Genomic DNA, 21,381 nt, shown 5'->3' on the forward strand with positions numbered 1-21,381 from the left:
CGCGCACTTCGTGCGCCGTCTCCCCCAGGGGAAAGCGCGGCGAAGCCGCGGCTTTCAGGGGCGCGGGGAACTGCGCGACCAGCCACGACGCGCCCGCGGTCGGCGACGGACAACAGCCCCACCGGCGCTTAGCCGGAGACCCGTTCCACGATCGTGGCGATACCCATGCCTCCGCCCACGCACAGCGTGGCAAGCCCGTACCGCAGGTCCCGCCGCTCCAGCTCGTCCACCAGCGTGCCCAGGATCATCGCCCCGGTCGCGCCCAAGGGATGCCCCAACGCAATCGCGCCGCCGTTGACGTTCACCTTGTCCAGCGACAGGCCCATGTCCTTCACGAAGCGCAGCACCACCGCCGCGAAGGCTTCGTTGATCTCGACGAGGTCGATGTCGTCGATGGTCAGACCGGCCTTGGCGAGCGCCTTGCGGGCGGCAGGGGCGGGGCCGGTGAGCATGATGGTCGGCTCGGAGCCGGAGACGGCCGCGGAGACGATCCGGGCGCGCGGCGTGAGGTCGTTGCGCTCGCCGACCTCCTTCGAGCCGATGGCCACCAGCGCGGCGCCGTCCACGATGCCGGAGGAGTTGCCCGCGTGGTGGACGTGGTCGATCTGCTCGATCCAGTGGTACTTCTGCAGCGCGACGGCGTCGAAGCCGCCCAGGTCGCCGATGTCCTTGAAGGACGGCTTCAGCTTGGCGAGCGAGTCGGCGGTGGTGCCCGGCCGCATGTGCTCGTCGTGGTCGAGGACGACCAGGCCGCTGCGGTCCTTCACCGGCACGACGGAACGCTCGAAGCGGTTGGCCTTCCAGGCGGCCGCGGCGCGCTCCTGGGACAGGGCCGCGTACTCGTCGACGTCACGCCGGGTGTAGCCCTCGACGGTGGCGATCAGGTCGGCGCCGATGCCCTGCGGCACGAAGCCCGTCTCGTAGTTGGTCATCGGGTCGGCGAACCAGGCGCCGCCGTCCGAGGCCATCGGAACGCGCGACATCGACTCGACGCCGCCCGCGAGGACAAGGTCCTCCCAGCCCGAACGCACCTTCATCGCGGCCATGTTGACCGCTTCCAGACCCGAGGCGCAGAAGCGGTTCTCCTGGACGCCCGCGACGGTGTCGGGGAGCCCGGCGGCGATGGCCGCGATGCGCGCGATGTCGGAGCCCTGGTCGCCGACGGGGCCCACCACACCGAGGACGATGTCGTCGATGGCGGCCGGGTCCAGGTCGGGGAACCGCGCCCGGATCTCGTGGATCAGACCGACGACGAGGTCGATCGGCTTGGTGCCGTGCAGGGCGCCATTGGCCTTGCCGCGTCCGCGCGGGGTGCGGATCGCGTCGTATACGTACGCTTCGGTGGTCAAGACGGGGCCTTTCGCATGGAACGTGAGGGTGGGGGTGAGGGGAGGCCGAAGGCCGGACGGGCTCAGGCGAGCAGGGAGCGGCCGATGATCTCCTTCATGATCTCGGTCGTGCCTCCGTAGATCGTCTGGATGCGGCCGTCGGTGAAGGCCTTGGCGACGCGGTACTCGGTCATGTAGCCGTATCCGCCGTGCAGTTGCAGGCAGCGGTCGGCGACGCGTTTCTGCAGTTCGGTGGCCCACCACTTGGCCATCGATGCGTGCACCGCGTCGAGTTCCCCGTTCGAGTGATCGACGATGCAGCGGTCGAGGAACGTACGGGTGACCGCGCACTCGGTCGCCATCTCGGCGATCTCGAAGCGGATGTGCTGGAGCTTGGAGAGCGGGCGCCCGAAAGCCTCGCGCTCCTTGACGTACGTCGTGGTGATCTCCAGGAGGTACTCGGCGGCGGCGATCCCGGCGACGGCGATGCCCATGCGCTCCTGCGCGAGGTTCGTCATCAGGTGGATGAAGGCGCCGTCCGGCTCGCCGAGGAGGTTCTCCTTGGGGACGCGTACGTCGTTGAAGAACAACTCGGCGGTGTCCTGGGACTTCTGGCCGATCTTGTCGAGGTTGCGGCCCCGCTCGAAGCCGTCCATGCCGCGCTCGACGACAAGGAGGGACAGGCCCTTGGCGCCACCCTCCGGTGTCGTCTTGGCGACGACGATCACGAGGTCGGCGATGATGCCGTTCGAGATGAACGTATTGGAGCCGTTGAGCAGCCAGTGGTCGCCCTCGTCCGTGGCGGTGGTGCGGATGCCCTGGAGGTCGGAGCCCGCGCCCGGCTCGGTCATCGCGATGGCCGTGACGATCTCGCCGGAGCAGAAGCCGGGCAGCCAGCGCCGCTTCTGCTCGTCGGTGGCGAGCGAGGTCAGGTACGGGCCGATGATGTCGTTGTGCAGGCCGATCGCGAGGCCGGGCGCGCCCGCGCGCGTGAACTCCTCGGCGATGACGGCGCTGTAGCGGAAGTCGGCGTTCCCGCCGCCGCCGTACTCCTCGGGGACGGCGAGCCCGAGGAGCCCCTGCTTGCCCGCCGCCCGCCAGGCGTCACGGCTGACGATGCCGTCCTTCTCCCACTCCTCGTAGTGGGGCAGCACCTCCTTGGCCAGGAAGGTGCGGACGGTCTCGCGGAACGCTTCGTGTTCGGCGGAGAAGATCTGACGCTTCACCTATGGCCTCCTAGAGCCAGCCCTTGACGGTCTCGATCAACTTGGCCGGCTCGGGGCCGACGGGAATGACGTTGAGCATCGTGACGCCCGCCTCGCGGAAGGCCTCGACGCGCTCGCGTACGTAACCGGCGGGCCCGCACAGCGACATGAGCTCGCAGAACTCGTCGGGGACCGCCGCCTCGGCTTCCTTCTTGCGGCCCGACAGATACAGCTCCTGGATGCGTGCGGCCTCCCGCTCGTAGCCGTACGCGACCGCGACGTCGTTGTAGAAGTTCTTCCCCGGGGCGCCCATGCCGCCTACGTAGAGGGCGATTTTGGGGCGCGCCAGATCGCGTGCGGCCGCCGCGTCCGCACCGATGGCGAGCAGCCCGCCGGCGACCGTCTGCAAGGGTCCGAGCGCCGGATCGCGCTTCTCCTTGCCCTCGGCGAGCGGAGCGCCCCACACCTGGTGGGCCTTTTCCGGGATGAACAGGGTGGGCAGCCAGCCGTCGGCGATCTCGGCGGTCATCCGGACGTTCGCCGGGCCGAGCGACGCGATGTACAGCGGCACTTCGGAGCGCACCGGCCTGGTGAGGATCTTCAGCGGTTTGCCCAGCCTGCCGCCCTTCTCCGGGGGCAGCGGCATGTCCGTGACGCCGTGGTGGTCGATCACCTCGCGGCGCAGGATGCGGCGGGTCAGCTCGATCGCCTCGCGGGTGCGGGCGAGCGGCTTGTCGTAGGGCCTGCCGTGCCAGCCCTCGACGACCTGCGGGCCCGACGCTCCGAGCCCGATGATCGCCCGGCCGCCGGAGATCGCGTCGAGTCCCGCGGCCGTCTGGGCGATGAGCGCCGGGGTGCGCGAGTAGACGTTGAGGATCGCGGCGCCGATCCGCATGCGCTCGGTGCGTGCGGCCAGGTAGCCCATGATGGTGGGCGAGTCGAAGCCGTACGCCTCGGCGACCCAGACGGCGTCCAGACCCGCGGACTCCAGGGCCGCCACGTCGTCGGCGGCCTGCCGCGCGTCGCCCTCGTAGGCGAGCGGTGTGGAGAGCTGCATCAGTCGGCTTCCTTCGTCGGTGCGTCGGTCGGGTCGAGCGCTGGTACGTCCCAGTCGCGGGCCACGTCCGCGGTGTCGGCGCCCGGCTGGGCGGGGCCGCGGCGGATGTCCGTCGGGGTCGCGGAGAAGCGGGGCGCGGGCGCCGGCTGGGTGATTCCGCCGTGGTCGACGAAGGTGCCGCGGGCGGCGAGGTGGTGGTGAGCGGGGGCTTCGCGCAACGAGAGCACCGGCGCCACGCACGCGTCCGATCCCTCGAAGACGGCCGTCCACTCCTCGCGCGTACGCTCCTTGAAGCGGGCCGCGACGGCCTCCCGCAGATCGCCCCAGCGCGCGATGTCCTTGCGCGGCGGCGCCTGGTCCGTCAGCCCGAGCAGCGCGACGAACTCGTCGTAGAACTGCTGCTCCAGAGCGCCGACGGCCATGTATCCGCCGTCCGCGGTCTCGTAGTTGCCGTAGAACGGGCAGCCGCCGTCCAGGAGGTTGGCGCCCCGCCGGTCCTGCCAGCCGCCGGCCGCGAGCATGCCGTGGATCATCGAGGTGAGGTGCGCGGTGCCGTCGACGATCGCGGCGTCGACGACCTGCCCGGTGCCGTGCACGCGCGCGTGGTTGAGCGCGGCGAGGATGCCGACGACCAGGTAGAGCGAGCCGCCCGCGTAGTCGCCGACGAGGTTCGCCGGGACGGTGGGCGGCTCGTCGGGGGCGCCGATCATGCCGAGGGTGCCGGTGATCGCGATGTACGCGATGTCGTGCCCGGCGCGCTGGGCGAGCGGGCCCTCCTGCCCCCAGCCGGTCATCCGTCCGTAGACGAGCCTCGGGTTGCGGGCGTGGCAGTCGGCGGGTCCGACGCCCAGGCGCTCGGCGACGCCGGGGCGGTAGCCCTCGATGAGGACGTCGGCGCGCTCGACCAGGTCGAGGACGCGGTCCGCGCCGTCAGCCGCCTTGAGGTCGACGATCACGGACCGTTTGTTGCGGTTGGTGATGTCGTACTCGGGATTGATCGCGAGAGCGCCGCCGCCCGGCCGGTCGACGCGTACGACATCGGCGCCGAGGTCGGCCAGGAGCATGGCCGCGAACGGGCCAGGCCCGATGCCCGCGAGCTCCACCACGCGCACTCCGGCGAGTGGACCGTGAACGCCCTTGTCCGGCACTGCCATTGAGCCCCCAGCTCTGTGACACAACTGATGTAACACCAGTGATGCTAAGAACGTGTTCCACTCTGCACAAGACCCTAGCAAGCAAGCGCTTAGACCATTCCACGGCCGGCCCACGGACAGGCCGTGCCGCGCCTAACCTGGGGCCCATGGATTCCGTACTGGTCAGCGCGTGTCTACGCGGGGTGCCGTGCCGTTTCGACGGCCGCGACAAGGCATCGCCGGAAATCGACGTGGCGGTCGCGGGACGCGACGTCGTGTCCTTCTGCCCGGAGGCGGCGGGCGGTCTGCCGACCCCGCGCCGCCCGGCCGAGCTCGTCGGCGGTGACGGTCACGACGTGCTCGACGGGACGGCTCGGGTCGTCGAGGACACGGGACGTGATGTGACGGCGGAGTTCGTGGCGGGGGCGAACCGCGCGCTCGCCGCGGCGCGCGCCCACGGCTGCACCGAGGCGCTGCTGATGCCGCGCAGCCCGTCGTGCGGGCGAGGCCTGGTCCACGACGGGTCGTTCGGCGGGGAGCTGGTGGCGGGCGACGGGGTGACGGCCGCGCTGTTCGAGCGGAACGGGATCGCCGTGCGGGCGGCTCCCGGGGTGTGACGCGCGACGGTGCTCACCGGGCGCGGCCGTCCAGCTCCGCCACCAGCTTCTTCGTGGCGATCACGCGGTAGCTCTCCTCCACCCAGTCGCAGAGCAGCGCGGCCGATGGCGCGCCCTTCTCCTCCAGCGGGATGGTCACCCAGCCCGCCTTGCCCAGGCCGTACCCGGCGGGCTCGGCGCCCGGTGCGGTCAGGGCGTGCGCGTGCTGCTCCTCCTCCTTGAGCTTGACGGTGATGCCGAGGGGATAGCTGCCGTCGTCCATGCCGAGGAAGACGAACACCTTCTTGTTGACCTTGGCGACGGTCTCGCCCCACGGGAAGTCCTCGGTGGCGCCCGGCATGCCCAGGGCGAAGTCCCGCACGCGCGTCCACTTGGTCAGGGCGCCCTTCGAAGGCCCGCTCTTCGCGACGGCCATGGTTACCTCCTGGTACGTCGTCCCTGAACTCACGCTAGCCTCAGCCACCGACAACGGCGCGGGGTGACGGCGGAGAGGTGCCATGAGCAGTCAGAACGGCAAGGAACGTACGAAGGACCGCATGAAGGACCGCACGTACGACATCGTGCTCTTCGGAGCGACCGGCTTCGTGGGCGCGCTCACCGCGGAGTATCTCGCCGCGCATGCGCCCGAGGGACTGCGCTGGGCGATCGCGGGGCGCGACAAGGGGAAGCTGGAGCGGCTGCGGGAGCGCCTGACCGGCACGCACCCGGCCTGTGCCGAGCTCCCGCTCCTCCACGCGGACGTGGCCGACCCCGCGTCCCTGCGGGAACTCGCCGCCCACGCGCGCGTGGTGGCCACGACCGTCGGCCCGTACATCTCGTACGGCCAGGAACTCGTCGCCGCGTGCGCGGAGGCGGGCACGGACTATCTGGACCTCACCGGGGAGCCGGAGTTCGTCGACCTCATGTACGTGCGCCACGACGCCCGCGCGCGGGAGACCGGCGCCCGCCTCGTGCACGCCTGCGGCTTCGACTCGGTCCCGCACGACCTGGGCGCCTACTTCACGGTGCGGCAGCTGCCCGAGGGGGTGCCGCTGCGCGTCGACGGGTTCGTACGCACCCATGCCACGTTCTCCGGGGGCACGTTCGCCTCCGCGCTCAACCAGTTCGCGCGGGGTCCGCAGATGATGGCCGCCGCGCGGGACCGCCGGCGTCACGAGCCGCGCCTGGTGGGCCGCAAGGCGTACGCCCCGGCGAGCGCTCCCCGGTACGCGGGCGAGGTCGGCGCGTGGGCGCTGCCGCTTCCGACGATCGACGCACAGGTGGTGCAGCGCTCGGCGCGGGCACTTGAGCGCTACGGCCCCGACTTCCGCTACCGCCACTACGCGGCCGTGAAGACGCTGCCGTTCGCGGTGGGCGGCGTGGCGGCCGTCGGCGCTCTGGCGGCGGTCGCGCAACTGCCGCCCGCGCGGCGGTGGTTGTCGGACCGGCTCAAGCCGGGTGAGGGGCCGAGCGCCGAGCGGCGGGCCAAGAGCTGGTTCTCCGTGCGGTTCGTCGGCGAGGGCGGCGGGAAGCGGGTGTTCACCGAGGTCTCCGGCGGCGACCCGGGGTACGACGAGACGGCGAAGATCCTGGGCGAGGGGGCGCTGTGCCTGGCGCTCGACGACGACCTGCCCGCGGTGGCCGGGCAGGTGACCACCGCGGTCGCCATGGGTGAGGCGCTGACGTCGCGCCTGACGGCGGCGGGCCTCACGTTCCGGGTGGCCGCTGCCCTGTAGCGCGCCGCCCGCTCAGCCGGCGGTGGCCTCCCGCAGCGCCTTGCGGCACAGCGCGTCCGCCCGCCGGGTCGACTCCGGGAGCCGGTAGCGCGGCGTGAGGCGCAGGGTGTGCGCGCAGGCGTTGTCCAGGCTCACCCGGTGGCCGACGGAGACGAAGACCGGCTTGACGCCCTCGCGGGTGCGCAGGGCGCGGCCGATCTCGTCCGTGCCGTCGAGCAGCGGCGCCGCGCTGCCCCGGGGCTCGTCCGGAGCGTCGTACGAGAACGTGAAGGGGTTCTTGGCGACGCCGATCGTGGGCAGGCCGGTGAGCACACCGAGGTGGCTCGCGAGGCCGAAGCGGCGGGGGTGCGCGATGCCGTAGCCGTCGCAGACGAGCAGGCCGGGAGCGGTCTTGAGGTCGGCGAGGGCCGCGAGGACGGTGGGGATCTCACGGAAGGCGAGGAGTCCCGGCACGTAGGGGAAGGCCACGCGGCCCACCGCGGTCGCCTCCTCGACCACGTCGAGCGAATCCCCGTCCAGGACGACGAGCGCGGCGGCCACGACGTCCCGCTCGTCGTCGTAGGCGACATCGACTCCTGTGATGTGCCCGGCGCCGGGCGGCGGGCCCGCTTCGTCGAGGACGACCCGGGGGCGCAGTCCGTCCTGGACGGCGCGGGCGGCTGCCTCGTCGGTGGGCCAGTCGGCGGGGATGGGCGGGGGCGCGGCGTAGGTAGTCATGGTGCGGCCAGCGTAGTTTCCGGTGGCTGGACGGCCACTACGTAGTGCCGCTCACGACGGTAGCCTCGCGATCATGTTCGTTCTCGAGTTGACCTACACCGCGCCCGTATCCGCCGTCGACAAGGAGATGGAGGCCCATGTCACCTGGCTCGACCAGCTGTACGCCCAGGGCGTCTTCATCGCCTCCGGGCGCAAGAACCCGCGCGACGGCGGCGTGATCCTCGCCGTCGCCGACGACCGCGCGACGATCGAGAAGATCGCGGCGAGCGACCCCTTCGTCGTCGCGGAGGTCTGCGAGTACCGGATCACGGAGTTCATCGCGACGAAGACCGCCCCGGAACTCGCCCCGTACCGACAGGAGTTGCCCTAGTTCCGCCCCGCGTCGGGCTGCCTGCCCCGCTCCCAGCGGGCGATCCGACCCTTCTCGCCGGACGCCCAACAGGACCGGTCCCGGGCGCAGTCCACCGTGTCGTACGACCCCGTGTCGACGGTACGCCAGCTGCGCCCGCCGTCCGCGGAGACGTCGGTGCCGGTCGGGCCGACGGCCAGGGCCGTGGTGCGGCTCCCCGGCAGCCAGATGACGCCCGAGCGGTAGGCGGGCGGGGGCTGCGCGGACGGGGTCCAGGTGCGGCCGCCGTCGCCCGTCGTGGCCGCCGCCTTCGGAGAGGGCTGGTCGGCGCGGTAGTCACCGCCGACCGCGATGCCGTGCGTACGGTCGCGGAAGGCGAGGCCGAAGACGCCGCGGGCCGGGTCGCCCGCGGGGATCGGCGCGTCGGTGGCCTGCCAGGTGCGGCCGCGGTCGGCGGAGTGCAGGACACGCGCGCGTGCCGCACCGCCGGTGGCCAGCCACACATCGCGGGGGCCCGAACTCACCAGGCACTGGCCGCTCGCCGCGAAGCCCGCCTCGCCCTCCTGGGCCGCGGGCATCCCGTCACTGGGCAGCACCTTCCAGGAGCGGCCGCCGTCGCCGGTGGACAGGATGCGGTACTTGCCGTCGACCGGATCGCTCATCGCGAGGCCGTGGCGCCGGTCGAAGAAGGTCATGCAGTCGTAGAAGGCCTTGGGGTCGGTGTTGCGGAACGACTCGGTCCAGGTCGCGCCGCCGTCCGCGGTGCGGAAGACCCGCGACGCCTCGCCCTCGCCGATGGCGAGGACGACCGCGCGGCGGCGGTCGAACGCCTCGATGTCGCGGAACTCCAGCTCGGCGGCGCCGGGCGGGGAGACGTCGCGCCAGCTCGCGCCGCCGTCCGTGGTGCGCAGGACCGTGCCCTTGGAGCCGGCCGCCCAGGCCGTGTCGCGGCTGACGGCGGCGAGGCCACGGAAGCGGGCATCGGTTCCGCTGTCCTTGACGTCCCAGCCGCCGCGCTGCCCGGTCGGCGTCTGTGCGTGGGCCGGCATCGGCACGTCAGCCGTCGAAGCCGCCTGCGCGAACCCGGGCGCCGCGAGTAGCGTCGCCGCGAACGCCGCCCCGCACAGTCCCACCGACATCACGCGGCCCCATGACCGTGCCCGCCCCGCCCGCACCGTCCGCCTCGAATTCCCCATACCCCTCATGGCGCGCGAAGCTAGCCCACTCCCCCGGCCCCGTCCAGATGGCCTCCCTGTCCCGCCGGGGCCCCCGGAACACCCGGATCCTTCCGGGAATCCCGTGAAAAGAGTGAATAGAGGGCGGTGACCGAGGTCACTCGGTGTTCGCGTGCACGGATTCCTTCATTCCGACGTCTATCTCAGTGCCGACCCCAGTCGTCCAGCTGTGAGTGAGGGAGCAGGCGTTGTCCAACCGCATCGAGCAAGCCGTAGAGGCCCGCCTGGTAGCCGCCGCACCGCGGATGCCGACCATCCCCGCGAAGCTCCACTACGACCCGCGCGACCCGTTCGCCGTCCACATGAGCTTCCCCGCCCCGGCGACCCTCGAGGGCGTCGAGGTCTACTGGACGTTCGCCCGTGAACTGCTCGCCCAGGGCACGGAGAACGCGGTGGGGGACGGCGACGTCCGGGTGCGCCCCTACGGATTCGACCGCACCGTCCTGGAGTTCCACGCCCCCGAGGGCACCGCGATCGTCCACATCCGCTCCGGCGATCTGCGCCGCTTCCTGCACCGCACCATGGCCCTGGTCCCCGCGGGCGACGAGCATCTGCACGTCGACCTGGACCAGGACCTCGCCGAACTGATGCGGGACGCCTGCTGACGCCACCGCCCCGGCCGCCCCGCCCTCAGGAGCCGAGCAGCCCGTTCAGCTCCCCGTAGTCGAGCCCGCCCGCGAGCGACTCGTACGTACCCTCGGCGAGCAGCTCCCGCGCGGCCCTGCGCACGACGGCGTGCGCGGCCTGCGCGATGCCGGCGCCCACGCTGATCCGCGCGACCCCGAGCCCGGCGAATTCCGCGACCGACGGCGCACCCGGCCCCGCCATCACATTGAGCGGCCCCACCACACCCTCGACGAGCACCTTGACCGTCGCCGGATCGACCGCCCCGGGCACGAAGATCCCGTCCGCTCCCGCGGCGAGGAAGGCCGCCGCCCGCTCCAGGGTCAGGCCGACGCGGTCGACACGCGCCCCCACGCCGCGCAGATACGTGTCGATGCGCGCGTTCACGAAGAGCGGCACACCCGCGGAGTCGGCCGCCGCACGGGCCGCGGCGATGCGCTCCGCCTGCTCCGCGACCGGACGCAGCGGTGCGTCACCGTCGTACAGGGCGTCCTCGATGTTCACGCCCACGGCGCCCGCCGCGAGCACCGCGCGCACGGTGTCGGCGACGCCCGCCAGGTCCTGCGCGTAGCCGCTCTCGATGTCCGCGGTGACCGGCACCGCGACCGCCGCCGCGATCCGGGCGACCGCGCCGAGCGCGCGGTCCCTGCCGAGGTGGTCGCCGTCCGCGGCGCCGAGGTCCCAGGCGACCCCGGCACTGGTCGTGGCGACGGCCGTGGCGCCCGCGGCCTCGACGATGCGGGCACTCGCCGGGTCCCACGCGTTCGGCAGCACGAGCGGCCGTCCGGCGGTGTGCAGGGAGCGGAACTTCAGAGCGCGGTCACGGAGGTTCGTCGTCGTCATGCGGACCACTCAACCAGCGTTCCGTGGACCGGGGCTGGCGAGAATCCGACATGTACGTCGCGAGTCCGAGAGCGGGCCGTAGTTAATTCGTTGACAGCGAACCGATCTCCTCCTACGTTGTATAGCGGTTCTGTTGTCGCCGATAGGAGTAGGACGTTGCTCGTCTGAGGTCTGGAGTCACCGCGTCACACAGCTCGGCTGTGTGCGTAGCGTGCGACCTCGGCGTACGAGCCGTCCCCGGCGCAGGGCCTTTTTTCATGCCCCCGCGCCGACGCCTCCGTCTCCGCCTCTGTCTGTCGCACCCCGCGGTGTCCCGAAACGCGTTGCCCCTTGACCGCGCTTCATCTCACACAACCGCGAGGCCTGTATGTCTACTCACCCCACCTCCATCACCTGCACGTCGCTCGACTTCACCTGGCCGGACGGCACCTCCGTCTTCGACGGGCTCCAGGTGGCCTTCGGCCCCGGCAGGACCGGCCTCATCGGCGTCAACGGGTCAGGAAAATCAACCCTGTTGAAGCTGATCGCCGGTGAGCTGACGCCGGGCGACGGCGTCATCCGGGTCGCGGGCGACATCGGCTATCTGCCGCAGAACGTCACCCTCGACACCGGACTGCGCGTCGACGACGTACTCGGCATCGCCGGAACGCGTGCGGCGCTGCACGCCATCGAGGCGGGCGACGTCGCCGATGAGCACTTCACCGCGGTCGGTGACGACTGGGACGTCGAGGAGCGCGCGATCGCGACCCTCGACCAGCTGGGCCTTGGCCACATCGGCCTTGACCGCACCACCGGTGAGGTGTCGGGCGGCGAGTCGGTGCTGCTGCGTCTTGCCGCGCTGCTGCTGCGCCGCCCCGACGTGCTGCTTCTGGACGAACCCACCAACAACCTTGATCTGTACGCCCGTCGGCGCCTTTACGAGGCCGTCGAGGCCTGGTCCGGAGTGCTCGTCGTGGTCAGCCACGACCGTGAACTCCTCGACCTGGTCGACCAGATCGCCGACCTCAGGGACGGCGAAGTGAAGTGGTACGGCGGCAATTTCACCGTCTACGAGGAGGCCCTTGCCACCGAACAGGAAGCGGCGGAGCGCATGGTGCGCGTCGCCGAGTCGGACCTGAAGAAGCAGAAGCGTGAACTGGCCGACGCCCAGGTCAAGTTGGCCCGGCGCAAGCGGTACGGCCAGAAGATGTGGGACCAGAAGCGCGAGCCGAAGATCGTCATGGGCGAGCGCAAGCGCGCGGCCCAGGTGGCCGCGGGCAAGCACCGCATCATGCACGAGGAGAAACTCTCCGAGGCCAAGGAGCGTCTTGACGATGCCGTGGAGGCGGTGCGTGACGACGACGAGATCCGTGTCGACCTGCCGCACACCGCGGTCCCGCCGGGCCGCACCGTACTCAGGCTCAGCAATCTGACACTGCGTTACGGGGCGCGCGTGGCGGGCGAGTTCGAGCTGCGCGGGCCCGAGCGGGTGGCGCTGGTCGGCCGCAACGGCGCGGGCAAGACGACCCTGCTGCGCACGATCGCAGGGGAACTGGCCGCCGAGGAAGGGGAGGCACTGGCGCACGTGCCGATGCGTTTCCTGCCGCAGCGGCTCGATGTGCTCGACGAGGAGCTGACCGTCGCCGAGAACGTGGCACGGTTCGCGCCCGACGCCACCAACAACCGGATCCGGGCACGCCTCGCCCGCTTCCTGTTCAAGGGGGCGCGGGCCGACCAGCCGGCGGCGACCCTGTCGGGCGGCGAGCGGTTCCGGGCGGCGCTCGCGGCGCTGCTGCTCGCGGAGCCGGCGCCGCAGCTCCTGATGCTCGACGAGCCGACGAACAACCTCGACATGGCGAGCGTGAAGCAGCTGGCCACGGCCCTGGAGTCGTACGAGGGAGCGCTGATCGTGGCCAGTCACGACGTGCCGTTCCTGGAGTCGATCGGCATCACGCGCTGGCTGCTGCTCGACGGCGAAATGAAAGAAATCACGACAGAAGCTGTCGGGTATCCCGGCTAGCTTCGCGTGTATGCACCAATACATCACCATCAGGGGAGCCCGTGAGAACAACCTCAAGGAGGTGAGTCTGCGCATCCCGAAGGGCCGGCTCACGGTCTTCACCGGAGTCTCGGGGTCGGGAAAGTCGTCGGTCGTGTTCGACACGATCGCGGTCGAGTCGCAGCGCCAGCTGAACGAGACCTTCACGTGGTTCATCCGCAACCGGCTGCCGAAGTACGAGCGGCCGCACGCGGAGACCATCGAGGATCTCTCGCCCGCGATCGTCGTCGACCAGAAGCCCATCGGCGGCCACTCCCGCTCGACGGTGGGCACCATGACGGACATCTACTCGGTGATGCGCGTGCTGTTCTCGCGGCACGGCACACCGAGCGCCGGTCCTGCCACGGCGTACTCGTTCAACGACCCCTCGGGCATGTGCCCCGAGTGCCACGGCCTCGGCAGGACCGTGCGGCCCGACTACGACCGCATCCTGGACCCCGCCAAGTCCATCGCGGACGGCGCGATCCTCTTCCCGCCGTTCGCCGTGGGGACCTGGCAGGGCCAGACGTACACCAACACCCCCGACCTGGACACGCACAAGCCGGTGGGTCAATTCACCGCCGCCGAGCGGCAGTTCCTGATGCGCGGCGACGGGAACGGCGGCAAGGTCAACGTCAACAACACCGGCGGCGCACGGGACATCGACTACGAAGGTCTCGCCGACCGCTTCGAGCGGCTCTATCTCAACCGCGACCTCTCCGCGCTCTCCCAGAAGACCCGTGACCTGGTACAGCGCTTCCTAGTCGAGGGCGAGTGCGCCGCCTGCCACGGGGCGCGGCTCAACGCGGCGGCGCTCGCGACGCGGATCGACGGCAGGAACATCGCCGACTGCTCGCGCATGGAGGTCACCGACCTCATCGCCGCCCTGGAGCGCATCGACGACCCGGTGGCGGGCCCCATCGCAGGAGCAGCGGTGGCGGCGCTCGAGCGGATCGAGGCGATCGGCCTCGGCTATCTCAGCCTCGGGCGCGAGACGTCCACGCTCTCCGGCGGCGAAGGGCAGCGCCTGAAGATGGTGCGGCACCTCGGCTCCAGCCTCACCGGCATGACGTACATCTTCGACGAACCCAGTGTCGGCCTGCACCCGCGCGACGTGGGCCGCCTCAACGATCTGCTGCTGCGGCTTCGCGACAAGGGGAACACCGTCCTGGTCGTCGAGCACGACCCCGACGTGATCGCCGTCGCCGACCACGTCGTCGACATGGGTCCTGACGCGGGCGCCGGGGGCGGCCTGGTCGTCTTCGAGGGGACACCGGACGAGCTGCGGCACGCGGACACGCTCACCGGCCGGTTCCTGCGGCGCTCCACGGGCGTCAAGGAGAGCCCGCGCGAGGCGGTCGGCGGACGCTGGGTCAAGGGCGCCGACCTGCACAACCTCAAGGACGTCAGCGTGCGCGTGCCGACCGGGGTGCTCACCGCGGTGACGGGTGTCGCGGGCTCCGGCAAGAGCACGCTCGTCTCGCGGGCGTTCGTCGACGAGCATCCGGACGCCGTGGTCGTCGACCAGTCGGGCATCGGCATCTCGGGCCGGTCGACCCCGGCGACGTATCTCGGGATCATGGACTCGCTGCGCAAGCTGTTCGCCCGCAAGACCGGCCAGGAGGCGGGGCTCTTCAGCTTCAACTCCGCGGGAGCGTGCGAGAGTTGCCAGGGGCGGGGGATCATCTACAGCGATCTGGCGTTCATGGATCCGGTGACCACGACCTGTGAGGCGTGCGAGGGGCGGCGCTTCAAGGAAGAAGTGCTGAGGCTCACCGTGGACGGCTGCTCCATCGTCGACGTCCTGGAGATGACGGCCGAGCGCGCGCTCGACTTCCTCGCCGCCGTCGACGACAAGGCGGTACGCCGCCGGCTGCGCGCCCTGCGGGACGTGGGGCTCACCTACCTGACGCTCGGGCAGCCCCTGAGCACGCTCTCGGGCGGCGAGCGGCAGCGCATCAAGCTGGCGACACAGCTGCACCGCACCGGCACGACGTACGTCCTCGACGAGCCGACGACCGGCCTTCACATGGCGGACGTGGGCGGGCTGCTCGCCCTCCTCGACCGGCTTGTCGACGCGGGGAACACGGTGCTCGTCGTCGAGCACAACCTGGAGGTCGTCAAGCACGCGGACTGGGTGATCGACCTGGGCCCTGACGGCGGCAAGCACGGCGGCCGTGTCGTCTTCGAGGGGACACCGCGGCAGCTGATCGGCGCGGAAGGGTCGTTCACCGCCGCCCATCTGCGGCGAGACCTGGGCCTGGAGCCCTCGCGCGCTGCATGATGTGCGGCAACACCCCGGCCCGGCACCCCGCCGGGCCGGGCGCCCCCGCCGCCGCACTACGGAGAACGCCCCGTGCCCAGCAAGAAAGCGCTGATCCGCCGCCCCAGCCCGCGCCTCGCCGAAGGCCTGGTCACGCACATCGAACGGACCCCGGTCGACGCGGACCTCGCCCTCGCCCAGTGGGAGGCGTACGCCGAAGCGCTGCGGGCGCACGGCTGGGAGACGCTCGAAGTGGAGCCCGCCGACGACTGCCCGGACGCGGTCTTCGTCGAGGACGCGGCCGTGGTCTTCCGCAATGTGGCGCTGATCGCCAGGCCGGGCGCCGAGTCGCGGCGCGGCGAGACGGCCGGGGTCGAGGAGGCGGTGGCCCGGCTCGGCGCCTCGGTGAACTGGGTGTGGGAGCCCGGGACGCTCGACGGCGGCGACATCCTCAAGATCGGCGACACGATCTACGTCGGACGGGGCGGGCGCACGAACGCGGCGGGGGTACGGCAGCTGCGGGCGGCCTTCGAGCCGCTCGGCGCGCGCGTCGTCGCCGTACCCGTCAGCAAGGTCCTGCACCTGAAGTCCGCCGTGACGGCGCTGCCCGACGGCACGGTCGTCGGCCACCCGCCGCTGGTGGACACCCCCTCGCTCTTCCCGCGCTTCCTGCCCGTGCCGGAGGAGTCGGGGGCGCACGTGGTGCTGCTCGGCGGTTCGAAGCTGCTGATGGCGGCGAGCGCGCCGAAGACCGCGGAGCTGTTCACGGATCTCGGGTTCGAACCCGTCGTGGTGGACATCAGTGAGTTCGAGAAGCTCGAAGGCTGTGTGACATGCCTCTCAGTGCGACTCCGCGAGCTGTACGCCTGACCAGTACTGGGGCGGATGTGGCGATCGGGGCCGATGGGCCCCGCTTCCTCGGGCACTTTACGGAGGGTTTAACCTACGGCAACGTAACCTACGACACCGTAGGTAGGTAGCACCCGCTCGTGCGACCTGGTAACCCCCTGTAGCCCGTTATCCGAAAAATCTCCCGTCCCCCCTGGAGCCCCCGTGACGATCACCTCTCCCCACCTCGGCAGCACGGACGACTGGACCGACGCCCGGTTGCTGTTCGCCCTGGAAGAAGTGGTCGAGAAGGAGCTCAACCGCCACCTGAAGGTGGCCAAGGACTGGATGCCGCACGAGTACGTCCCGTTCTCGGACGCCCGGAACTTCCCCGGCTACTTCGAGGACGGCGAGGCCTGGGAGCCCGAGCAGTCCAAGGTCACCGACATCGGCAAGGTCGCCCTGGTCGTCAACCTCCTGACCGAGGACAACCTCCCCAGCTATCACCACGAGATCGCCACCCTCTTCGGCCGCGACGGCGCCTGGGGCACCTGGGTGCACCGCTGGACCGCCGAGGAGGGCCGGCACGGCATCGTGATGCGCGACTACCTGCTTGCCTCGCGCGCCGTGGACCCGGACAAGCTCGAGCAGTTCCGCATGGCGCACATGGCCGAGGGCTTCGAGTCCGACAACCGCCACTCGATGCTGCACTCGGTCGCGTACGTCGCCTTCCAGGAGCTCGCGACCCGCGTCTCGCACCGCAACACCGGCCACCAGTCGGGCGACCCGGTCTGCGACCGGATGCTGGCGCGCATCGCCACCGACGAGAACCTGCACATGGTCTTCTACCGCAACCTCCTGGGCGCGGCCTTCGAGATCGCCCCCGACCTCACCATGCAGTCCGTGCGCGACGTCGTGGTCAACTTCCGGATGCCCGGACACGGCATGCCCGGCTTCGAGCGGGCCGCCGCGCAGATGGCGATCGGCGAGATCTACAACATGCGCATCCACCACGACGACGTGATCCAGCCCGTCCTTCGCTACCTGAAGGTCTTGGACATCGACGGGCTCGGCCCCGAGGGTCTCAAGGCGCAGGAAGAGCTCGGTCTGTACATGAACGGGCTCGACACCGAGGCCGCCAAGTTCGACGAGAAGCTGGCTGCGCGCAAGGCGCGGATGGCTGCGCGGGGGAAGTAGGCACGCTGGGCCGGTGTGCGTGGCGGGTCACTCGTCCGCCGTGCACACCGTCAGAGCCGCGTCCCGGACGTCCGGGACCGGATGGCGTCGCAGGGACACGAGCAGGTCCCGCCAAGGCTCGGGCCAGTTCGTCCGCTCGCCGAGCGCATCCGTGATCGCCAGGGCGAACAACCCCTCCGCATGGCCGCCCTCCTCCGCGAGGCGGTGCGCCGCGGGCAGCAGCAGGGCTTCCTTCGTGTGCTCCCTGTCCGCGAAGCGGGCACTGAGGGCCGTCGCGGTCCGCAGGGCGAGCGCCGGTCGCCCCTCGTGCAACCGGGCAAGCCGCAGCAGCGCCGCAGCGGGCTCCGCATCGACGTCCAGCGCGGCCACGAGGATCTCCGCGGCCTGTGGCACGTGGTCCGCGTACCTGGCGAGCACGTCACCCGCGGCCAGGGCGGGAATCCGATACGCCTCGCCTTCCTCGGCCAGCGTCTGCGCCAGATACTCGATCCGCCGCCGGGCGGGCAGATCCCGGTCCGGCCCCGTGATCGCGTCGGAGCCCGCCAGCGCCGCAAGCGCCCCGCACAGCGCCTCTTGCCCGCGCGGCGCGATCGCCGCCGCCGTCACGAGGCCCCGCGCCGCCGCGCGCCACGTGGCCCGCCGGGACAGATCGGCGACCGCCTCCGCGAGGACCGCGGCCGCGTCCGGCGACCACGGGGCCCACCGCGCGAGCGCCGAGAGCGCCAGGGCTGCCGCGTCGTCGTCATCGGCGCCCACCGCCTCACGTACGAGACGCGCGTACCGCTCCCGATGCCCCTCCGCCAGATCGAACGGCCGCACCCGCAGCACGGCCGTCCGCAGCACCGCCTCTCCTCCCGCCGCGTCCCGCAGCAGCGCCCAGACCCGCTCCTCGGCAAGGAGCCCGCCCGCGAAGGCGACACACGCCGACCGTACGTCACGGTGGGCGCCCGGCGCCTCATAGGCATCGCCGAGCAGCGCCGCCGCCTCGGGTGCGGGCAGCCTTACGGCGGCGAGCCTCGCGGCCTCCTTGCGGCTCGTCACCTTCTTGCCATCGCCGCACAGGACCTCCCGCAGCGGCGGCGCGAGGCGGGACGGTGCGAGGTGGCGTGACGCCTGCGTGGCCGCGTACACCGCGACGCGCGCCCGCTCGCCCCCTGCGTGCGCGAGCAGCTCGGGCAGGGAGTCCCCCGGCCGCTGGGTGTGGGCGAGCGCGCCGAGGGCCGCCTCGGCGAGCACCGTGTCGGGCGATCCGGTCCAGCGGCGTACGAGATCCTCCCCGGCGCCTGGCATGCACGCGCCGCGCGCGACCGCCGCCGCGCGGGTCCGCTTCGGCAGCCCGGCGTCACTCGCCGCGTGGGCCAACTGCCGTACCAGCGCGTCCTGTTGGCGCGGCAGCCAGCGGCGTATCTGCCAGGCGTAGGCCGGTACGGTCCACGCCGCGCCCTTGGTCAGGAACCGTCCGTACGGCGGTGTGCCGGACAGGAGTTGGTCGAGCAGGTCCGTGCGGCGGGCGCACAGCAGCGAGTACACCGGGGTCAGCACGGCCGTCGACGGCTCCTGCGCGAGCACCCGCGCCACGCGCTCGTCGCGCGTCGCGGCCGGTTCCAGCCACAGGGCGATCGCCTTCGAGACGGTCGCGTTGTCGCCAAAGCGGATGGCCTGCCAGAGGAGTTCCTGGAGTTCGGGCAGGCCCGCGGCGCGCTTGCCGACGGCTCGGGCGAGCGCGAAGGCCAGGCTGTAGTCCGCCTTCTCGGCGCCCGCCTCGATCCAGGGGCGCAGCGCTTCGAAGACCTGGTGTTCCTGGCCGCGGCGCAGTGTGCGGTCGAGGCGGCCGAGGTCGGCGCCGCCGGTACTGCCGGAGATCCGGACGAGGGTGCGCAGCGCCCAGTTCACCAACTCCCGCTCCCCGCCCGCCGCGTGCTCGCGCAGCACGGCGACGGCGAGGCGGCTGAGTGCGCCGCGGGTGCCGTACGAGGAGTCGCGGGCGGCGACGGCGTCGGCACAGATCCGGTCGAGAAACGGTTCGGCGTCGGCGCCGAAGAGGGCGGGGCGGGTCTCGGCGAGCGCGGACAGGGCGGCGGAGCGCACCGGGTCCTGCTCGTTGGCGAGGCGCGTCATCTCTTCGAGTACGGCGGCGACTTGGGCGCGTTCCCCGGAGCGCGCGGCATTGCGGACGAGCAGCGGCCAGGCCTCGGCGCGCTCCTCCGCGGCCGACCGCCGGGTCGCCGCCACGAGCCGCTCGCGCACCTCGGCGCAGGGCAGGAAGGACTCGGCGAGCAGGACGGAACTCCCTTGCCCGCCACGCTCCTTGGCCCGCTCGGCCATCCGCCGGGCCACGTCGGCGACCGCACTGCGGGGCAGCGCGCCGAGGAGGACACCGTCGACGGCGGCGAACCCCGCGCCGCGCCCCTCGACGGCCCGCGCGTACACGGCGGCCCGCTCCCCCGGCGGGTGGGCGAGGATCAGCCGGGAGAGGTCGGCGGAGTCGTCGGCGACGGAACGGGCGTACGCGAGGAGTTCGGGCGCGCCGGAACGGGCGAGCTTGCGCAGCACGGGCATCGTGAGCTCACCACTGCGCCGCAGCGACCACCCCCAGGTCCCGGCAAGCATCTCCAGCACGCGCCCCGGCGCCACACCCGCGAACACACCGATGTACGACCGGAGTTGAGCGGGAAAGTCACTGGGGGCGAACCGGTCGAGCAGGTCGAGCACGCGGACCGGCTCGGCGTCCGTGGCCGCCGCGATCCCTGCCGCGTACCGCTGCCACCAGGCGTCCCGCAGCGCCTCGGGCAGCGCGCCGAGTCCGCGTGCCGCCACATCGATGAGCACACCCGCGTGCCGCTTCGCCAGCGGCCGCCATCCGCGTACGGTGTGGAAGAGCTCCGGCAGCAGCCGCTCCACCACGGGGACCGAACAGCCGGGCAGCAGCCTGGCCGCTTCCGTGTCACCCCACGCGCGCCGCAGCGGACCGATGAGGCGATCGGCGAGCGCGGTGCGGCGCCCGGCGACGATCGCGTGCAGCAACTGCCGCCGCACCGCTTCGGGGGCATCGTCGAGCGCGGCCTCGAAGGCGGCGTCCGGCACCCGATGGCTCTCCGCGATCCGCAGCGCGTGACCGCGCACGAAGGGGTCGGGGTCGGCGATCCGCGCCCCGGTCCACTCGGTGTCCCCACCGGCACAGGCGAGCACGATGGCCACGCCGCGCTCGTACGCCCCGCCGCACTCCAGCTCCTCCAGGACCGACCGCAGTGCGCCACGCGCCGCGAAGTCCCGGGCGCTCTCGGCGATCTCGCGCATACGGCGCGGATAGGGCAGCGGGTCGAGGTCGGAGAGCAGATAACGGGCGGCGGTCTTCTCGGGCGGGGCCATGCGCGGATTCTGCCTGGCGGGACCGGCCCGGGGACAGCGAATTGCGGAGGTGAGGGAGGTGAGAAGGGTGAGAGGGGGCGGGGCGGCTGGATTCGAACCAGCGTGTTCCGGTTTTGGAGACCGCCGCGACTGCCTCTGCGCTACGACCCCGCCCTTGGGGGGATCGTATCCCCCGGGCTCCGGGGCCCCGTAAGGGGCGCGGGGAACTGCGCGACCAGCCCCCACCGGCCCGCAGATGAATCACCGCATGCCCAGCAAAGCCTTCACCGATGCACGCTGCGTACGGCGGCAACGTCCGCCGGGACACTCGGCACGGCGATATCCGCGGCGAACGCCGCCAACCGCCGCTTGACGCTGGCCGCGACGCCCTGACCGAGGACGAAACGCGTAGGCGTCAGCGCCGACCCGGCGGTATCCAGGAGCCGATGCGCCTCCCTGCTGCGCAGCCCGGTGTGGCTGAGCACCAGGTGGGCCAGGCGGTGCTCGCCCGCGGCGAGACGCCCGGCGATGGCGGTGGCGGCCGCTTCGTCGACACGGTTGTCCGCCGCGCCGAGCGCCCCCGCGGCGCGCACCCGGCCGAGGTCGAGCAGCTCCACCCCGGCGGCCACGGCGGCCGCGACCAGGCGGGCGGCGGCGCGTGACCCGATGCCGTTGCTGGCGACGGCGAGGCGGTCGAGCCCGCCCCATGGCGCACGCTCAAGACCTTCCGCGATCCGCAGCGCTCCCGCGTCGCCCAACTGCGCCGCCGATACGTACAGTTCACGCACCCCGCCCCCGGCAATCAGCCCGGCGAGCGGTGCGGCCCCCGCCGGGCCTAGCGGATTGCCGCCCAGGAAGACCCGCTCTACCAGCAACCCCACAGCGGAGGGCGCCAGACACCCCGG

General features: G+C 71.9%; 17 protein-coding genes, 1 tRNA gene and 1 pseudogene. 8 read left to right on the top strand and 11 right to left on the bottom strand.

What is annotated here, in order from left to right; genetic code table 11:
• Positions 1 to 128 precede the first annotated feature (128 nt).
• From ACFWY6_RS29375 to ACFWY6_RS29390, 4 genes are all read right to left on the bottom strand, one after another.
• Positions 129 to 1,349, bottom strand: a complete 1,221-nt coding sequence (locus ACFWY6_RS29375) for an acetyl-CoA C-acetyltransferase (protein ID WP_384696496.1) — start codon at positions 1,347 to 1,349, stop codon at positions 129 to 131.
• 62 nt (positions 1,350 to 1,411) lie between these two features.
• Complete coding sequence (locus tag ACFWY6_RS29380) at positions 1,412 to 2,554, bottom strand: acyl-CoA dehydrogenase family protein (protein ID WP_384696499.1); 1,143 nt, start codon at positions 2,552 to 2,554, stop codon at positions 1,412 to 1,414.
• A 10-nt stretch (positions 2,555 to 2,564) separates the two neighbouring features.
• Positions 2,565 to 3,590, bottom strand: coding sequence for an LLM class F420-dependent oxidoreductase (locus ACFWY6_RS29385; protein ID WP_384696502.1), 1,026 nt, complete (start codon positions 3,588 to 3,590; stop codon positions 2,565 to 2,567).
• Positions 3,590 to 4,744: a CaiB/BaiF CoA transferase family protein gene (locus tag ACFWY6_RS29390; protein WP_384696505.1), complete on the bottom strand. Its 1,155-nt coding sequence runs from the start codon at positions 4,742 to 4,744 to the stop codon at positions 3,590 to 3,592. The genes ACFWY6_RS29385 and ACFWY6_RS29390 overlap by 1 nt, the downstream gene beginning before the upstream one ends.
• Positions 4,745 to 4,890: 146 nt before the next feature.
• Between ACFWY6_RS29390 and ACFWY6_RS29395 the strand changes: the two genes are divergently transcribed.
• A complete protein-coding gene (locus ACFWY6_RS29395; RefSeq protein WP_384696508.1) occupies positions 4,891 to 5,340 on the top strand; it encodes a DUF523 domain-containing protein in 450 nt (149 codons plus the stop codon).
• A 13-nt stretch (positions 5,341 to 5,353) separates the two neighbouring features.
• On the opposite strand, the gene ACFWY6_RS29400 is transcribed toward ACFWY6_RS29395, so the two are convergent.
• On the bottom strand, positions 5,354 to 5,755 hold the full coding sequence (locus ACFWY6_RS29400) for an MmcQ/YjbR family DNA-binding protein (protein ID WP_266872378.1): 402 nt from the start codon (positions 5,753 to 5,755) through the stop codon (positions 5,354 to 5,356).
• A gap of 82 nt (positions 5,756 to 5,837) precedes the next feature.
• Here ACFWY6_RS29400 and ACFWY6_RS29405 point away from each other — a divergent pair, with 82 nt between their 5' ends.
• On the top strand, positions 5,838 to 7,055 hold the full coding sequence (locus ACFWY6_RS29405; RefSeq protein WP_384696511.1) for a saccharopine dehydrogenase family protein: 1,218 nt from the start codon (positions 5,838 to 5,840) through the stop codon (positions 7,053 to 7,055).
• 12 nt (positions 7,056 to 7,067) lie between these two features.
• Here ACFWY6_RS29405 and ACFWY6_RS29410 read toward each other — a convergent pair whose 3' ends face one another.
• Positions 7,068 to 7,772, bottom strand: a complete 705-nt coding sequence (locus ACFWY6_RS29410) for an endonuclease V (RefSeq protein ID WP_384696513.1) — start codon at positions 7,770 to 7,772, stop codon at positions 7,068 to 7,070.
• A 73-nt stretch (positions 7,773 to 7,845) separates the two neighbouring features.
• Here ACFWY6_RS29410 and ACFWY6_RS29415 point away from each other — a divergent pair, with 73 nt between their 5' ends.
• Entirely contained in the window at positions 7,846 to 8,142 is a 297-nt protein-coding gene (locus ACFWY6_RS29415; RefSeq protein WP_384696515.1) for a YciI family protein, read from the top strand.
• Here the strand turns inward: ACFWY6_RS29415 and ACFWY6_RS29420 are convergent.
• The gene (locus ACFWY6_RS29420) at positions 8,139 to 9,260 is read right to left on the bottom strand and encodes a WD40/YVTN/BNR-like repeat-containing protein (RefSeq protein ID WP_384696518.1); all 1,122 of its coding nucleotides are present in this window, start codon (positions 9,258 to 9,260) and stop codon (positions 8,139 to 8,141) included. The two genes, ACFWY6_RS29415 and ACFWY6_RS29420, sit on opposite strands and share 4 nt — an antisense overlap.
• Before the next feature lie 284 nt (positions 9,261 to 9,544).
• Here ACFWY6_RS29420 and ACFWY6_RS29425 point away from each other — a divergent pair, with 284 nt between their 5' ends.
• A complete protein-coding gene (locus tag ACFWY6_RS29425; protein ID WP_266872372.1) occupies positions 9,545 to 9,961 on the top strand; it encodes an SsgA family sporulation/cell division regulator in 417 nt (138 codons plus the stop codon).
• Between the two features lie 25 nt (positions 9,962 to 9,986).
• Here ACFWY6_RS29425 and ACFWY6_RS29430 read toward each other — a convergent pair whose 3' ends face one another.
• Positions 9,987 to 10,823, bottom strand: coding sequence for an isocitrate lyase/phosphoenolpyruvate mutase family protein (locus tag ACFWY6_RS29430; RefSeq protein WP_384696522.1), 837 nt, complete (start codon positions 10,821 to 10,823; stop codon positions 9,987 to 9,989).
• A 367-nt stretch (positions 10,824 to 11,190) separates the two neighbouring features.
• On the opposite strand from ACFWY6_RS29430, the gene ACFWY6_RS29435 reads away from it, so the two are divergent.
• The 4 genes from ACFWY6_RS29435 to ACFWY6_RS29450 all read left to right on the top strand — a co-directional run bounded on the left by ACFWY6_RS29435 (position 11,191) and on the right by ACFWY6_RS29450 (position 17,128).
• Positions 11,191 to 12,822 carry an ABC-F family ATP-binding cassette domain-containing protein gene (locus ACFWY6_RS29435; RefSeq protein ID WP_384696525.1) on the top strand — a complete coding sequence of 544 codons (1,632 nt, stop codon included), beginning with the start codon at positions 11,191 to 11,193 and terminating at the stop codon, positions 12,820 to 12,822.
• A 10-nt stretch (positions 12,823 to 12,832) separates the two neighbouring features.
• Complete coding sequence (locus tag ACFWY6_RS29440; RefSeq protein WP_384696528.1) at positions 12,833 to 15,124, top strand: ATP-binding cassette domain-containing protein; 2,292 nt, start codon at positions 12,833 to 12,835, stop codon at positions 15,122 to 15,124.
• A gap of 72 nt (positions 15,125 to 15,196) precedes the next feature.
• On the top strand, positions 15,197 to 15,973 hold the full coding sequence (ddaH, locus tag ACFWY6_RS29445; protein ID WP_384696531.1) for a dimethylargininase: 777 nt from the start codon (positions 15,197 to 15,199) through the stop codon (positions 15,971 to 15,973).
• Between the two features lie 183 nt (positions 15,974 to 16,156).
• Positions 16,157 to 17,128, top strand: coding sequence for an acyl-ACP desaturase (locus ACFWY6_RS29450; protein WP_135333005.1), 972 nt, complete (start codon positions 16,157 to 16,159; stop codon positions 17,126 to 17,128).
• 27 nt (positions 17,129 to 17,155) lie between these two features.
• Here ACFWY6_RS29450 and ACFWY6_RS29455 read toward each other — a convergent pair whose 3' ends face one another.
• The 3 genes and pseudogenes from ACFWY6_RS29455 to ACFWY6_RS29465 form a co-directional block, all read right to left on the bottom strand.
• Positions 17,156 to 20,497, bottom strand: coding sequence for a hypothetical protein (locus ACFWY6_RS29455; RefSeq protein WP_384696534.1), 3,342 nt, complete (start codon positions 20,495 to 20,497; stop codon positions 17,156 to 17,158).
• Positions 20,498 to 20,573: 76 nt separating this feature from the next.
• Positions 20,574 to 20,649, bottom strand: a tRNA-Trp gene (locus tag ACFWY6_RS29460).
• 111 nt (positions 20,650 to 20,760) lie between these two features.
• Positions 20,761 to 21,381, bottom strand: a pseudogene (locus ACFWY6_RS29465) (ribonuclease inhibitor); the annotation flags it as partial.

Origin of the sequence: Streptomyces sp. NPDC059037 (genome assembly GCF_042740015.1) — a bacterium.
Classification (GTDB): Bacteria; Actinomycetota; Actinomycetes; order Streptomycetales; family Streptomycetaceae; genus Streptomyces.

Bases quoted from the DNA above. Each gene is read 5' to 3' on its own strand.
- ACFWY6_RS29395 (WP_384696508.1), top strand. From the start codon at position 4,891: ATGGATTCCGTACTGGTCAGCGCGTGTCTACGCGGGGTGCCGTGCCGT.
- ACFWY6_RS29430 (WP_384696522.1), bottom strand. From the start codon at position 10,823: ATGACGACGACGAACCTCCGTGACCGCGCTCTGAAGTTCCGCTCCCTG.
- ACFWY6_RS29420 (WP_384696518.1), bottom strand. From the start codon at position 9,260: ATGTCGGTGGGACTGTGCGGGGCGGCGTTCGCGGCGACGCTACTCGCG.
- ACFWY6_RS29435 (WP_384696525.1), top strand. From the start codon at position 11,191: ATGTCTACTCACCCCACCTCCATCACCTGCACGTCGCTCGACTTCACC.
- ACFWY6_RS29390 (WP_384696505.1), bottom strand. From the start codon at position 4,744: ATGGCAGTGCCGGACAAGGGCGTTCACGGTCCACTCGCCGGAGTGCGC.
- ACFWY6_RS29405 (WP_384696511.1), top strand. From the start codon at position 5,838: ATGAGCAGTCAGAACGGCAAGGAACGTACGAAGGACCGCATGAAGGAC.
- ACFWY6_RS29440 (WP_384696528.1), top strand. From the start codon at position 12,833: ATGCACCAATACATCACCATCAGGGGAGCCCGTGAGAACAACCTCAAG.
- ACFWY6_RS29385 (WP_384696502.1), bottom strand. From the start codon at position 3,590: ATGCAGCTCTCCACACCGCTCGCCTACGAGGGCGACGCGCGGCAGGCC.
- ACFWY6_RS29415 (WP_384696515.1), top strand. From the start codon at position 7,846: ATGTTCGTTCTCGAGTTGACCTACACCGCGCCCGTATCCGCCGTCGAC.
- ACFWY6_RS29410 (WP_384696513.1), bottom strand. From the start codon at position 7,772: ATGACTACCTACGCCGCGCCCCCGCCCATCCCCGCCGACTGGCCCACC.
- ACFWY6_RS29455 (WP_384696534.1), bottom strand. From the start codon at position 20,497: ATGGCCCCGCCCGAGAAGACCGCCGCCCGTTATCTGCTCTCCGACCTC.
- ACFWY6_RS29400 (WP_266872378.1), bottom strand. From the start codon at position 5,755: ATGGCCGTCGCGAAGAGCGGGCCTTCGAAGGGCGCCCTGACCAAGTGG.